Origin of the sequence: Sphingobium psychrophilum, from assembly GCF_012927105.1 — a bacterium.
Lineage (GTDB): Bacteria > Pseudomonadota > Alphaproteobacteria > Sphingomonadales > Sphingomonadaceae > Sphingobium > Sphingobium psychrophilum.
Genome location: NZ_JABBFV010000017.1, coordinates 57,565 through 70,905 on the forward strand (window position 1 = coordinate 57,565; position 13,341 = coordinate 70,905).

General features: G+C 62.7%; 10 protein-coding genes and 2 pseudogenes. 5 read left to right on the plus strand and 7 right to left on the minus strand.

Annotated elements, in window-relative coordinates; all coding sequences use genetic code 11:
• Positions 1–12: 12 nt before the first annotated feature.
• From HHL08_RS19005 to HHL08_RS19015, 3 genes and pseudogenes are all read right to left on the minus strand, one after another.
• Positions 13–903: pseudogene (locus HHL08_RS19005) on the minus strand (IS3 family transposase); the annotation flags it as partial.
• The gene (locus HHL08_RS19010; protein ID WP_235955147.1) at positions 904–1,605 is read right to left on the minus strand and encodes a transposase; all 702 of its coding nucleotides are present in this window, start codon (positions 1,603–1,605) and stop codon (positions 904–906) included.
• Between the two features lie 13 nt (positions 1,606–1,618).
• On the minus strand, positions 1,619–2,011 hold the full coding sequence (locus HHL08_RS19015) for a hypothetical protein (RefSeq protein WP_169574603.1): 393 nt from the start codon (positions 2,009–2,011) through the stop codon (positions 1,619–1,621).
• A gap of 56 nt (positions 2,012–2,067) precedes the next feature.
• Here HHL08_RS19015 and HHL08_RS19020 point away from each other — a divergent pair, with 56 nt between their 5' ends.
• Positions 2,068–2,502 (plus strand): transposase, encoded by a 435-nt coding sequence (locus tag HHL08_RS19020; protein ID WP_206377986.1) that lies wholly within the window; start codon positions 2,068–2,070, stop codon positions 2,500–2,502.
• Here the strand turns inward: HHL08_RS19020 and HHL08_RS26295 are convergent.
• A pseudogene (locus tag HHL08_RS26295) lies at positions 2,434–2,580 on the minus strand (IS5/IS1182 family transposase); the annotation flags it as partial. The gene HHL08_RS19020 and the pseudogene HHL08_RS26295 sit on opposite strands and share 69 nt — an antisense overlap.
• Before the next feature lie 428 nt (positions 2,581–3,008).
• On the opposite strand from HHL08_RS26295, the gene HHL08_RS19030 reads away from it, so the two are divergent.
• Positions 3,009–5,522 (plus strand): TonB-dependent receptor, encoded by a 2,514-nt coding sequence (locus tag HHL08_RS19030; RefSeq protein WP_328804695.1) that lies wholly within the window; start codon positions 3,009–3,011, stop codon positions 5,520–5,522.
• A 289-nt stretch (positions 5,523–5,811) separates the two neighbouring features.
• Positions 5,812–6,105, plus strand: a complete 294-nt coding sequence (locus HHL08_RS19035; protein WP_328804697.1) for an IS66 family transposase — start codon at positions 5,812–5,814, stop codon at positions 6,103–6,105.
• A 22-nt stretch (positions 6,106–6,127) separates the two neighbouring features.
• Here the strand turns inward: HHL08_RS19035 and HHL08_RS19040 are convergent, their stop codons facing one another.
• Together HHL08_RS19040 and HHL08_RS26160 are read right to left on the minus strand one after the other, a co-directional pair.
• Positions 6,128–7,690: an ISL3 family transposase gene (locus tag HHL08_RS19040; RefSeq protein ID WP_169574617.1), complete on the minus strand. Its 1,563-nt coding sequence runs from the start codon at positions 7,688–7,690 to the stop codon at positions 6,128–6,130.
• 598 nt (positions 7,691–8,288) lie between these two features.
• A complete protein-coding gene (locus HHL08_RS26160; protein WP_169574604.1) occupies positions 8,289–9,575 on the minus strand; it encodes a cytochrome P450 in 1,287 nt (428 codons plus the stop codon).
• Between the two features lie 458 nt (positions 9,576–10,033).
• Between HHL08_RS26160 and HHL08_RS19050 the strand changes: the two genes are divergently transcribed.
• Positions 10,034–10,621, plus strand: coding sequence for a hypothetical protein (locus tag HHL08_RS19050; protein WP_169574605.1), 588 nt, complete (start codon positions 10,034–10,036; stop codon positions 10,619–10,621).
• A gap of 225 nt (positions 10,622–10,846) precedes the next feature.
• Here HHL08_RS19050 and HHL08_RS19055 read toward each other — a convergent pair whose 3' ends face one another.
• Positions 10,847–12,067 (minus strand): epoxide hydrolase family protein, encoded by a 1,221-nt coding sequence (locus HHL08_RS19055; RefSeq protein WP_235955148.1) that lies wholly within the window; start codon positions 12,065–12,067, stop codon positions 10,847–10,849.
• A 125-nt stretch (positions 12,068–12,192) separates the two neighbouring features.
• Between HHL08_RS19055 and HHL08_RS19060 the strand changes: the two genes are divergently transcribed.
• Positions 12,193–13,227 (plus strand): alpha/beta fold hydrolase, encoded by a 1,035-nt coding sequence (locus HHL08_RS19060; RefSeq protein WP_169574606.1) that lies wholly within the window; start codon positions 12,193–12,195, stop codon positions 13,225–13,227.
• The last annotated feature ends 114 nt before the right edge of the window (positions 13,228–13,341 follow it).

Consider the following 13,341-nt stretch of genomic DNA (forward strand, 5'->3'; position numbering starts at 1 on the left):
TCACCTATCTCATTAAGCCACCTTGGCTTCGAAGGCGAGCGGGCTGATGCCGCCCAGATATGAATGTCGGCGGCGGGTGTTGTAGAACCCGTTGATGTACTGGAAGATGGCAGCTTCCGCCCGGCGCCGTGTCGGCCAGCTCTGCCGCCAGATGAGTTCGGCCTTCAGGGATTTGAAGAACGTCTCGACGGAGGCATTGTCGTAGCAGTTACCCTTGCCGCTCATTGATGGACGCAGGCCATAGGCCTGCAGCTTTTTCTGATAGTCGTAAGAGCAATATTGGCTGCCGCGATCCGAATGGAAAAGGCAACCCTCGGGAGGCTGGCGCAGGCGCACCGCCATATCCAGCGCCCTGATCGCCAGGTCTTTCTTCATCCTGTCGCTGACTGCCCAGCCCACGACGCGACGGCTATGTAGGTCCAGTATAACAGCGAGGTAGAGCCAGCCTTCGGATGTCCAGATATAGGTGATGTCGCCGGCCCATTTACGATTGGGCGCATCTGCGGCAAAATCGCCGTCCAGCCAGTTTGCCGCGACACCCAAGCGATGGTGGCTATCAGTCGTAACCTTGTGCTTGCGCGTGCGGACTGGCTTGATCCCGTTGATCTTCATCAGCCGCCCGACCCGGCGCTCGCCCACATCGAGCCCCACCTCCTTCAACTCCATCGTCATGCGAGGACGGCCGTAGCTGCCAAGGCTCAGCCTGTACTGTTCCCGGATGTGGGCCAGCACTTTCATATCCGTCCGCTCCCGCCTGCTGATCGGGCGCGAGCGCCAGGAACGATAGCCGCGTTCACTAACATCCATGACACGGCAGAGCAGTTCAACGGGCCACCGGTGTCGCCAGCTATGCACAAATGCGAACTTCACGGCCTTTGGCTCGCGAAGAACTGCGTGGCCTTCCTAAGAAACACTCATCTCAGGTTCGCTTGGTACTTCCTGAAGGGAGAAGCCGAACGCCTTGGCGCGACGCTTGAGATTTCCGATGACGCGGCTGCGATAGCGTTCCTCATATTGGGTTGCGCCGAGATCATGATACGCCATGCCGTGGCGCAAGCTGTTGTAGAATAGGACGGCGATTTTGCGTGCGGTTGCGGTGACCGCTTTCGCCTTCCCAGCGCGCGCCGACAGCCTTCGGTAAAAGGCGCCCAGTGCGGTGTCGCTGCGGCCAATCGTAGTTGCGGCCAAACGCAGGAGTGCTGCGGCCCGGCTCGAGGATCGTCGAGTTTTCGACGACAGCAACTTACCGCCCGATATCTTGTTGCCCGGCGCCAGGCACAGCCAGGACGTAAAATGCTTCGAACTGGGCCATGCCGCAAGATCGGTGCCGCATTCGCCGACCAGCTTGAGCGCGAGCGATGGGCCGATTCCGTGGATCTGCGTCAGGTCCACGCCCAGCACGCGATAGAGCGCGGACCGGACCTCGAAGTCGGGCGTGTTTACTTGTCGCCTTTTGGTCCGGACTTTTGGAAGCTGGCGAACATCATATCCTTCGTCGATTTCGAGCGCCTTGAGCGCGACCTCAAGCTTTCGATCACATTCGAGAACTTTGGTTTGGTAGAAGTCGAACAGGGCTAGGCGGCGTGGACAAATTCCGGGCGTCAATATTGGGTGAGCATCAGAGACCCCAGATCGTGCCGCTGATGATGACGCTTAGAACGATATAGATAAAAAGAAGCAGTAGACCCGCGTAGAGGGTGCCTGTCAGCCAGAACCATCGTGGTGCAGCATCGCGCATTTCTGATCGGCCATACGCGGACGGCATGCGGCCGGTTGCGAGGCCCACGTAGAGCAGCCATCCGACAATCTGCGGGATGAACAGAAACGCCGTGCCACCTACCAGTGCGCGCCAGTCTTTCGATGTCGAGCCAATGACAAGCCAAGGGATTGCGGCAACGCCGCACATCCCCGCCATGAGCGCCAGCCGCTGCCTCGTTCTCCAACCCCACCAGATCATCACGAAGGTATCGCATTCCGGTCGAATGACCGCAACATCATGGATCGACGGCATGCCTCTATTGACGCCGCACGGAAGCGTTGATTCAAAGCTGCCTTTTGGAGGCAGGCTTGAGCCGGGGCGATCTCACCGAGGCGGAATGGCGCATTCTAAAGGATCTGCTGCCGATCGAGCGTAAGAACCGGGGCCGAGGCAGGCCACCGGAACAGAACCGTTCGATCATCAACGGCATACTGTGGCGACTGCGGTGCGGTGCGCCGTGGCGTGACGTGCCGCCCAAATACGGAAGCTGGAACACTATCTACCGCCGGTTCCGGCGATGGAGCGAAGCCGGGATCTGGGAGACCGTGGCGGTGATGTTGGCCGAGATCATGGCCGACACCGGCCACTACAGCATCGACAGCACCACAGTCCGCCTGCCAGGGCAGAAAGTCGTTCGGCAGCATCCGACAACCACCGCCCATGCGGGCCAGATAGCGCAGCGCGTCGAGTACATCGCGCAGGTCGGTCTTCGGCTTGCGTCCACGCTTCGGCGTCGCCCGTAAGAAGGGCTGGATGAACTGCCATTCCTCATCCGTCAGATCCGTCCGGCAACGCTTCGCTCTCTTCTTAAATCCAGCCATCCGGCCCCGGCTCGCTCGGGTTCACATCGCAAGCTCGAATCAGAGCAGAGTCAAGGCCTCAACCCATTCCAAACGGTTTCTAAGCGATCTCAGTCTCTGGATGGTTACGGCGGCACGTTCGAGCTCAAGGTCCGTTCACGCGCCCATGTAGCGCACGATGTGCTGCGGGGTGCAAAACGCAAGTTCATAGCGCTCGACGTGCCGCACTGCAGCTCACCAAGGGTCCACTACTTCGTCTCTGGTTGCCGCGTGCGCCGCCAAGGGCCGGGTGTACGAGCGCGAACTCGACGACCTTCTACGGAAAGATGGTGAAGTACCATCGTGGTGCCCTCAATCGCCGCCCGACAGGTGTATAGAATCTGCAACAGCAAATGGCCGATTTTTGACGCCTATCGAAAGAGGGGCGGCAAGATCGGCCCACTCACACAGTGGCAGCCACGCAGGACCGGCTGTCGCGCCATCGCGATCAGGTCGTTCTGGCAAAGTCTTGGGAGAATCAAAATATGTCGACTTGTTTGCGCCTATTAGCGCTCACCACCACCGCCCTTGTCGCCGCTTCTCCAGCGTTCGCGCAAGATGCAACCGATCCTGTGAGCCCAGCCCCCCCCGTCGCATCACCTGCGGCGAACGCGGTCGAGGCGGGAAGCGACATTGTCGTGACGGCTCGCCGTCGCGAGGAGCGGTTGCAGGACGTGCCGGTGGCGGTATCTGCATTTTCCGGTGCCGCGTTGGAGCGCGCTAGCGTCCAGACGCTCGCTGATATTCGTACGATCACGCCGGGCCTGACCTTCAGCTCAGAAGGCGGAAAGGATAACACCGCGCTCACGCTGCGTGGTCTTGGACAGATCCCCACCGGCGAGGTAACGCCGAGTGTGGTGACCTATTTCGCCAACGTGCCGCTGCCTGCTATCGGTTCGAACATCCCGACTTACGACATCGGCACCATTCAGGTCCTTAAGGGTCCGCAGGGCACGCTGTTCGGCCGGAACACGCTCGGCGGTGCGGTCCTGATCGGGCCCGAGTCGCCGAATTTTGAGTTCGGCGGCTATATTTCGGGCACCTACGGCAACTATGACTATCGCGAGGTGCAGGGCGCACTCAACGTGCCCATCATCGACGATAAGGCGGCGCTCCGCGTCGCGGGACAGGTCCGCCGCCGGGATCCGCTGATCCGTTCGATCAATGGCGGTGACGGCTTCAACGACGTTCATCAGGACAGCTTCCGCGTGTCTTTGCTCCTGACGCCGACCGACTGGCTCAAGAGCACCACCGTCTATGACTACTTTAAGGCGGACGAAGCCGGCTCGGGTTACTACCTCCTGCGCCAGAACTTCAGCTTCACCGATTTGTTCGCAGCGCAGCTGGGGCCGGTCGCGGGCGGTATCGTAGGCGGTTCGCTCGACAGCCAGGTGGCCGGCTATCTGGCTCAGCAAAGAAACAACTTCTACGGTTCGTTCAGTGACAGCGCGGGCAACGGCTTTGCGCGCCGCAAGAGCCAGGGCATCAGCAACGATACCTCGGCAGAATTCGGCGCTTTCACAGTCCGCAACATCTTCGGCTATCGCACCAACAAGAGCGATCAGCTGGTCAACACTGCGGCGCTCGGTCCAACGACGCTGCCGGGCGTTATCTTCGGTAGCCCCACCGACGTGCCGTTCACGATTTTCCACGCGAGCGCGCTAATCCAGCGTCAGTACATCACGAACGAGTTACAGTTCCTGGGCAGCTGGGATAAGTTCAACTTCATCGCCGGAGGCTTCTACAACAACGACAAGCCTAACGGTGTATCCGGATCGACGTTCGACGCGTTCACGACACCGGGCACGCCTGCCTCTGTCGTGACCGCGCATGTCCGCAACAAGAACTATGCGCTGTTCGCTCAGGGCACCTACAAGCTTACCGATACATTGAGTGCGACCGCTGGTTTCCGGTACAGCTGGGACAAGGTCTCGGCGTGCGGTGGTGCAGTCCCCGGTGGCGTCTACGTGAGCGACTCAGACTGCCGCGCGGTCGCGGCCAGTGGGGCGCTCGACGGTGTGGGCGTGATCAACAACAAGGGTAAGGCGCCGAGCTGGACCCTGGGAGTCGATTGGAAGCCGAACTCCGACCTGCTCCTTTATGTCGTCAGCCGTCGCGGCTATCGCGGTGTGAACGTAAACACGCCGCTGTTCGAAACCCCGCTTACGACCGGCGGCACCGACCCGTCCTGCGGTTTCGGTAGCGGGCAATGCGTTGACCTCCGTCCCTTCCAGAAGACGAAGGAAGAGAAGCTGACCGATATCGAGTTTGGTGAAAAGCTCGATTTCCGGGTCGCTGGTGCACGCGGCCGGATCAACACCGCGTTCTTCTACAGCAAGTACAAGGGCGCTCTGCAGTTCCTCAACGCGCAGACGATCGTCCCGGCGACCGCACCCGACAACCCCACCAACGCGTCGTTCGGCGTCAACGCCGCCGATCTCACGATCTATGGCGCTGAGATCGAGGCTGCGGTGAGCCCCTCGCCCAACCTGACGATCTCGTTCAACGGGGCCTACACGCACGTGAAGGTCGACAAGGTGACCCTGCCGAACATTCCGGGTATCGCGTTCGACGAGGGCACCGTGAACAAGTACGCGCCGAGCTTCTCGGGCACCATGAGCGCCAGCTGGACGCTTCCGTTCAAGCCTGCGGACGGCAACCTCACTGTGAACGCCGACGTGTTCACGACTGCGGACTTCGGCGGTCAGTACGGAGAAAAGCTTCCCGGCTACGACCTCGTCAACGCGCGGGTCGACTGGAAGGGCATCGCAAGCAGCGGGCTTGACCTTGCCTTCTTCGTACGCAACCTCACCAAGGCACGTTATTTCGCAGCACCCGACGTGTTGCTGCGAAGCTTCCCTGTGAACTCGGTGGCAGTTGGTGATCCGCGCACGTATGGCGTTTCTGCCAGTTACAGGTTCTGATCACCAGCAGCATCTCTAACCAGGTGCCAGGGGAGCTGCGGCTACCCTGGCACGATTTTTAGGGGACGCTGTATATCCTGCCAGGCACCGTGAAGTGTTGCGCTACCATACCGTCGAGCAGGACCGCTCAACAGTCTGGAGCTTCCCCGGGTTAGAGTAGCAGTCTCTGCAGGTGCTTGGCCGGTTGTAGTACCAACGCGCGCTGAGGCTGACTCACGCTGCGGACTCCGATTTCAATGACATCTGGACGTCGCGAAAATCCGAAATCGCATACGAGGACCTGGAGCATATCGGGCGTCTCTACGACATCGAGCGCGAGATCGCGGGCCAACCTGCCGATATCCGCCAGCCGGTCCGCCAGGAGCTGAGCCGACCCAAGCAGGAGGCTCTCCATACCTGGGCGAAGCGACTCACCCGCATCTCGGCCAAAGGGGGGCTTGGCGCAGGCCTTCGTTACGCCCTGGGCCGCTGGCACGCTTTCAACCTGTTTCTCGACGATGGGCGTCGTCGACAACAACGCCGCCTAGCGGGAAGTCAGGCCCATATGCCTGGGCTGTGGATCGGCGTGGAAAAAGGGGTCTGACTCAAATTCCGTGCACTTCGTATCATGCTGGCGCCATGACCCTTGCCTTGAGCAGGTCGATTTTAGCGCGCCCGAACATCTGGCGTTTGATCGCCTTGAGGCGGTTTATTTTTCCCTCGACCTGACCACTGGACCATGGCGTGGCGATTGCGGCGGCGATGGCGTCCTTGTCCGCCTCGACGCCGGCGGCGAAGGCGGCGAGCTTAGTGTCTGCCGCCATGGCGATCCATGGATCGAGCCGCGCTTCGTCCTTCGAGCGCATCATGGCATGGAAGCGATCGAGGGCCTCACGTGCGGTGATCAGCGCGGGTACGGCCTTTTCGATCACCGCGTTGATCAAGGCGGTTTGCGCAGAACCGGTCTCGCGTTCGATGGTCATGCTGCGCGCAATGGTCCGCGCGCTCAGCCCAGCGCCACCAGAGTGGCCGAGTTTCTCATCGCGACGGCGGCGCGTGGCCCATTCGCTGACAACCCGCAGGGAGCCGGCAAAACCGGATGCCTTCAGCCGACGCCAAAGTTCCGCGCCGATCCGGCACCCCGCGTTCCACTCGGCCTCGAGTGTCAGCGACCAAGCGTCGAGCGAACTCTCGCGGCTGCGGAACGTATCGTGCCGCTGGCCGCGCAGAACCTTCCGGATCGTCTGGCGCGAAACGCCGGTCGCGCGCGACATGGCCTTGATCGGGATGCCTTGCGCGGCCAGATCGATGATCTGACGATTGAGCGCCTCACGCAATTGCGCACCATCCCACTGGATGCGCTCGGCGCGGGTCAAGGTTGCGGGATCAACCGGGCCAGTGGGCGCCAATGCCCGACGTAGGCAGGGCATCTCCGAGCGCACTGCGGCGAGAAACGCCGCCGAGGCATTCTCGAACAGGTGCCAGCGGTCGGCCACCTGCCGCGCCTGCGGCGCCGCTTCGCTGGCTGCGGCACCATACCCCGGGCCTCGGTCACGGCAGATGATCTCGACCTGCGGGTTCTGGCGCAGCCACGCGATTACAGTATCGCGCTGGCGATCGGGCAGCAGGTCGATGACCTGACGGCGCTCGAGATCCACGACGATGCTGCCGTAGCTGTGGCCGCGGCGCCAGGCGAAGTCATCGATGCCGACCACCCGCGCGGGCGGCGGCAGTTCGGCGGCAGGATCACCACGCCGTAGGACACGCAGCATCGTGTCGCGCGACCACGGCGCCGCTAGTCGCGCCATCATCCGCGCCCCGGGCCGACCGCCTAGCGCCACCGCGACTGCCCGTACCAAGGCGTCGCAGCGGCCCACCCTGCGGCCATATCGACGGCCAACCGGCGGCGCCAAAGGTTCGCTGAACGTGCGTCGTTGGCAAGACGTGTGCGTGCATCGAAACCGACGGACTGACAGCCGAAGCCGAACCGTGCTGCCGCTGACCGGCAAATCCGAGAGCGTGCGGTCGTATCGGCTGTGGAGGGATGTCGATGGGTTAGCGCAGTCCGGGCACATCGCTCCAGCAGATGCTAAGCGCCCCGAAACCTCGACAGTTCCGTCCACGACAGCCCTGCTCTCCACAATCAAACCGGGTAGCGTCAGGCTGCTGTCCCATGCTTTCACGGCCATTGACCCGTACTCCTCGCTTTCCGTGAGCTGGAGTTCGCGGCTACCCTTCGGATTTGTCAAATCTGCACGGAATTTGAGTCAGACCCCTTTTTGCGCGCCGATTGACACACACGCAACGAACCATCGTGCAATCACGTCTCTTACGCCTCTCGTTAATGCGACCGGCCGCCTATTTCCCGCGCGCAAGGTGCCGCACCCTACCGAACGATAGGCCGGGAACGAAAGGCTGCACCAATGTCCCTTTGGGGCTAAATATCGCCCGCATTCGGGGAGCAGCCATCCGTCGGCGCGGCTAGGAACAACCGCTGCAACCATCCAAGCAGATGTGGCTCGTCGGCAGTTTCGACGCGTGAAAGAGCGTGCCTGCGCCTGGTCTGCGGTCCCACGCCAAGAGCGCGTCGACTGCTCCTTGTCTTTTCGGCGAGCGTGCCGCTCCCTCGCGGTGGAGCGTCTGTGACAGGCCCCTTCAAGTCATCACGGGTGACCCACGCTGTCGATCGACTTCGACGGGTTAGGCCCACATCCCGCCATGCGGACAAGCTATCGTATCAGGGTAGCGGCGCGCGCGTTGCCCTGGACAATGGGCATCATGGCGCAGTCAGGCATCCCACAGGACGTGCAGCGCATCCGGGCCGCGCAGCTGCAGTCCACGGATCGCCGGTTGGGGGTAGGCGGGGTCGAAGCGCAGGTTGGGCAAGTCGAGGACCATGTCGAGCGCCGCCTCCATCTCGATCCGGGCGATGTGCATGCCCATACAGATGTGCGGGCCGAAGCCGAAGGAGAGCACCGGACGCAACGGCCGCTCGAGCCAGAGCTCGTCGGGACGTTCGTAAGCTTCCGGGTCGCGGTTGGCAGCGCTGATCGAAAGAGTGACGGCGGTACCCTTGGGAATGACGGTGCCGCGTACTTCCATGTCCTTGGCGGCAATCCGGGCGAGATTGCCCGCGACCGGATCGAGCCGCATCGTCTCGGTCAGAGCCCTGGGGATCAGCTTGCGGTCGCTGCGCACCTTGTCCAGCACGTCCGGCCGTTCGAGCAGCATGATGATCATGTTGGAAAAAGTGCGGCTGGTCGTCTCCGCCGCCGCCAGCAGCAGCATGCGGACGAGATGCGTGATCTCTTCGTCGGTGAAGCGCTTGCCATCGACGTCGACCGTCTGCATGAAGCCGATCAGATCCTCATGACCCGTCGGCGTCTCGCGTCGGGCGCGAACGATCGGCAGCACATGCTCGAACAGGCGTTGTCCCGCATCCATAGCGGCCGGGTAGGTCACGGCGGCCTTGGCGGGATCGATCTGCGGCCCGCCCAGGATGCGCAGCGCCCAGCTGGCGAGCTTCATCACGGTATCCGAATCCGCAGGAAATCCGAGGACCGCGTAAACGACGCGCACTGGAAACGGCAATGAGAACTCAGGAACAAGATCGGCCTTGCCGCGCGCACGCAAGGGCTCGAGCAGCACTTCGATATTGGGCTTGATAACGGTGTCGGTCATCCGCTTGATGACCGGCATCAGGAAGGCAGGCTGGAGCAGGCTGCGATATTTCTTGTGCTCGGCATCGTCCATGGCGGTGAGCAGGAGATTGTCCACCGCAGCGCCGAACCCGTCTGCCATCAGCGAGCTCTTCCAGTTTTCAGCATCCCTGAGGATTGCGAGCACGTCGTCATAGCGCAGCACCGTCATCACCGGCCGACCGCTGTTGGCGTAATCGGCCTGGCTGGGAACGTGAAACTTCGCGAGCACGTCGCCCTGCATGACCGGCTCCGTCTCGCGCAATTCGGCGAGGATCGGGAAAGGATCTTTCGTCAGCGTGCCCGTGTAGGTATCGCTTACCGCCAGGAAATCGCGATTCATCTGCTCAAGGTGCTCGTCGCGCGCAATATCCACTGGCTGTCTCCGTGCCGGTTCAGTGCATGTATGCGCACCATCGCAGCAAAGCATGAACCTGTCTTCCGGCGGGCATTGCGGCACCTGGCGGTCGCGCCGCGAGGCCCCGCAATCTCAGAGATAGCATCGCGGATATGAGCGATGGCCAATCTGGTCCCTCGCCGCCGCCCCGGCTAGCTCATGGCAAGCATTGGACATGCGAACCGAGTGGATGGCATGATGCCGGCATCGCGGGGGACAATATCCGGCGACAAGGGAAGGACAGCCAAATGCACTCTACCAAGCTGCGCAATCGCTAGCGCCTGGCTCGCCACTACGTCGCTCGCCACCGCATCGATCTCGAGCCCCGCGGCCGCGCAAGACGCCCCCGCGCATACCTCCTCCGCCGCCGCCCCCCCCAGCGCCCGGCTGGAGAACATAGTCGCACCGCCCGTCGACGCGAGGAGCCGCTCCAGTCCGTGCCGGTCTCGACCACGGCGCTGTCCGTCGAAGCGCTGGAGCAGAGGTCGGTCCAAGACATCAGCGATGTCGCGAACCTGGCTTCGGGGTTCCGCTTCTCGCAAGAAGGCGGCAAGAATCAGCCGACGCCATCGCTGCGACCTGGGCCAGCTGCCGATCGGCGAAGGGGTGCCAGCGATCGTCGCATATTTCAACGACGTGCCGCTGTCCAAAGAAGGGGGCAACATCCCGACGTTCGACCTGGCGAACATCCAGGTGCTAAAAAGCCGCTGGGCACGTTTTTCGGTCGCAACACGATCGGTGGCGCGGTGCTGATCAACTCCCAGCAGCCGACCTTCGACACCGAAGGATATATCGAGGCGGGCTACGGCAGGCTACGGCAATTTCGACTACGAACTGGAAGGCGCGATCAACGTGCCACTGGCGGCAGATGTCGCCGCATTGCGCATAGCGGCACAGTATCGAAATCGCGACGGGCGGACCAAGAACCTGACGCCCGAAAATCCGGACCTGGACGACATCAACCTGAGCTGAGCTTCCGTGCCTCGCTGCTGCTGAAGCCCACCGAGAACCAGACCAATACATGATCTTCGATTATTTCCGCGCGCGCGGAAAGGCGGGCGCGGACCTTGTGTTGCGCGACAACCCGGGCGTGTTGACCGGAATCCTAGTCGGCGGCTTTGGGCTCTCGCCCGCGCGTGCCCATGCCGCACGTGTCTACCGGCAAGGCGGCGCCGATCTTGCAGCGATGCCCAAGTTGAGGCGCATGGCTTTCCGCACGCGGAGGGAGCCGAGCCTGCTGGTGCGATGCGCTAATCAGCCCCCGGGATCGGCCTGAGCTTTCGAAAAGTCGCGCGGATGTCGGCGATGCACGCGTCCGGATTCTCGTAATGGGCGAAATGGCCGCCGCGTGCGTGCGCGTTGACGAAGCGCAGGTCGTAATTGCCCGCCGCCGGCGATGCTTTGAACAGCGCGATCCGCTGCTCGGGCGTGTCGATTCCAGGCGGATTCTCACCGCCGAGGAAGGTAATCCCGGCCGGTGCCTGGATTACCGGCTTGCGATCGTGCGACGGCGTCCAGCGCTGATGGATTGCTTCGGCATAGATGCGAGCCGCGGAGGCGAAGCTCTCGGTCGCCCAGTAGATCGTTGCAGTGGCCAGCAGATGCTCGCGGGAGAAGGCGGACTCGAGGTCGCCGCCCGTCTCGCCCCAGTCGCGGCGGCGCTGCATCAGCCAGGCGAGCATGCCGACCGGTGAGTCGTGCATCGCGTAGGCCAGCGTCTGCGGCTCTACCGTCTGCACCGCGACATGGCTGACGATCCTCGACAATCCGGGAAGAACCCGCGCGCGGATTTCGGGCGGCGTATTGTAGGGGACCAGATAACCGGTGATGTCCCAGTAGCGCTCCGCGTTGAACAGGTCGAGTGGCGTCGTGTTGACCGTGTGAACGCCGTACAACGCATCGGCGTGTTTATGGCCGAGTTGACCAGTGACACGCGCGCCCCAGTCCGCGCCAGCCGCGGCAAAGCGGGCGTAGCCGAGCACGTCGGTCATCAGCGTCCGCCAGAGATCAGCGATCACCATCGAGCTGATCCCCGCCCGCGGCAGCGGTGTGGAAAAGGCAAAGCCGGGCAATGACGGCACGATCACGTCGAACGCATCGGCAGGATCGCCGCCGTAGGAAGCCGGATCGGCCAGCGGTCGGATCACCTTCTGCATATCCCAAAAGGTCCACGGCCAGCCGTGCGTGAGGATCAGCGGAATGGGAGCCGGACCGCGGCCGGGCTCGCGGATGAAGTGAATCGGGATGTCGTCAATGACCGTGCGATAATGCGCGAACCCGTTGATCTGCCGTTCGACCGCCCGCCAGTCGAAGTCGTCGCGCCAGCTCTCAGCCAGATCGCGCAAATAGGCCCAGTCGAAGCCGTATCCCCAGCTTAGCCCGTCCGCCGTGGGAGGCCAGCGTGACGCGCCGATCCGCCGGCGCAGATCTTCGAGCACGTCATCGGCCACATGTACCTCGAAACGTTCCATTCGCATCTCCCTCGGCGCTTGGTAGTCGATCTCCGTTGAGATGCGAACCGTTGGACCAAGCCGAAGATAGGTGGCCTGCAGTCTCTGAACGCGCAGCATTCGGGACGACGAATCCAGGAGGAAGCATGAAACCGCCTATCGAGATCAGCATAGACGTCACGGATGCCGCGGTGCTCGGCACGCCCGCACAAACCGCTGTCAGCGTCTTTCTGCCGGATGGACCGCTTTGCGATCCACCGGTCGTGTGCTTCGCCTTTCCTGGAGGCGGTTATAGCCGCCGCTATTACGCGTTCGACCTGCCCCATGCCAGCGGCGGTGGCGAGGCCGGATTTCATTGCGATCGCGGATGGATCTTCGTCGCCTGCGATCATCTCGGTTTCGGTGACTCGACCATACCGGAGGGCAACGCGCTTAATCTCGACAATGCCGCCGCCGCCAACCACGCCACGGTGCGTGCGGTCATGGCGCGACTAGAGGATGGTACGCTGGCCGACGGCTTGCCGCCGGTCACGAACGCGACCGTGCTAGGCATCGGGCAATCGATGGGGGGCTGCTTCACGGTCGTGGCGCAGGGCAATTGGCGCACGTTCGACGGGATCGGAGTCCTTGGCTACAGTGCGATCCACACGATCGTGCCGACGCGGCCCGGTTCGCCGCAGATGCCGTGGCCGTGGATCTCGCGGCGGTCGTCACTCGATGCGCCCCACATCTTGAACGACTACGTACCGCCCGCAATGACCGCTAGCGGCGAGCATCCGTTCCAATGGTCGTTCCATTACGATGACGAGCCCGCCGACATCGTTGCGCTCGACATGGCGGCCGCCGCTGGTGCTACCGATCCGCTCCCCGATTGGCGATCGGCAACGACGCCTCCGTGCGGGATCTATATGGTGGCGCCGGGTGCGGTGGCGCAGGAAGCAGCCGCGGTGCGCGTGCCGGTCCTGATCGCGGCTGGCGAGCGCGACGTGGTCCCCGATCCCTGGGCCGAGCCCAAAGCCTACAAGAGCGCGACGGACATTACGGTCTATGTCTGCTCCCGAATGGCGCACATGCATAATTTCGCGCACACTCGCGCCCTGTTGTGGCAGAAAATCCACGATTGGGGGTCGAGCGTTGCGGCTTTGCGAGCGCTCACAGCATCATCAACGATAGGCGCCTGATAGCCCATCGTCGTCGCCCGCGCCGGACTAGGGCACCCTCGTCCGCCGGGTGAACAGCGTTTAGACGGCGCGGTCTGCGGCAATGACATGCTCCACGGCGAGCATGCGCCCACT

Coding starts and splice junctions, on each gene's coding strand:
- HHL08_RS19060 (WP_169574606.1), top strand. CDS start 12,193: ATGAAACCGCCTATCGAGATCAGCATAGACGTCACGGATGCCGCGGTG.
- HHL08_RS19055 (WP_235955148.1), bottom strand. CDS start 12,067: ATGGAACGTTTCGAGGTACATGTGGCCGATGACGTGCTCGAAGATCTG.
- HHL08_RS19015 (WP_169574603.1), bottom strand. CDS start 2,011: ATGCCGTCGATCCATGATGTTGCGGTCATTCGACCGGAATGCGATACC.
- HHL08_RS19040 (WP_169574617.1), bottom strand. CDS start 7,690: ATGGCCGTGAAAGCATGGGACAGCAGCCTGACGCTACCCGGTTTGATT.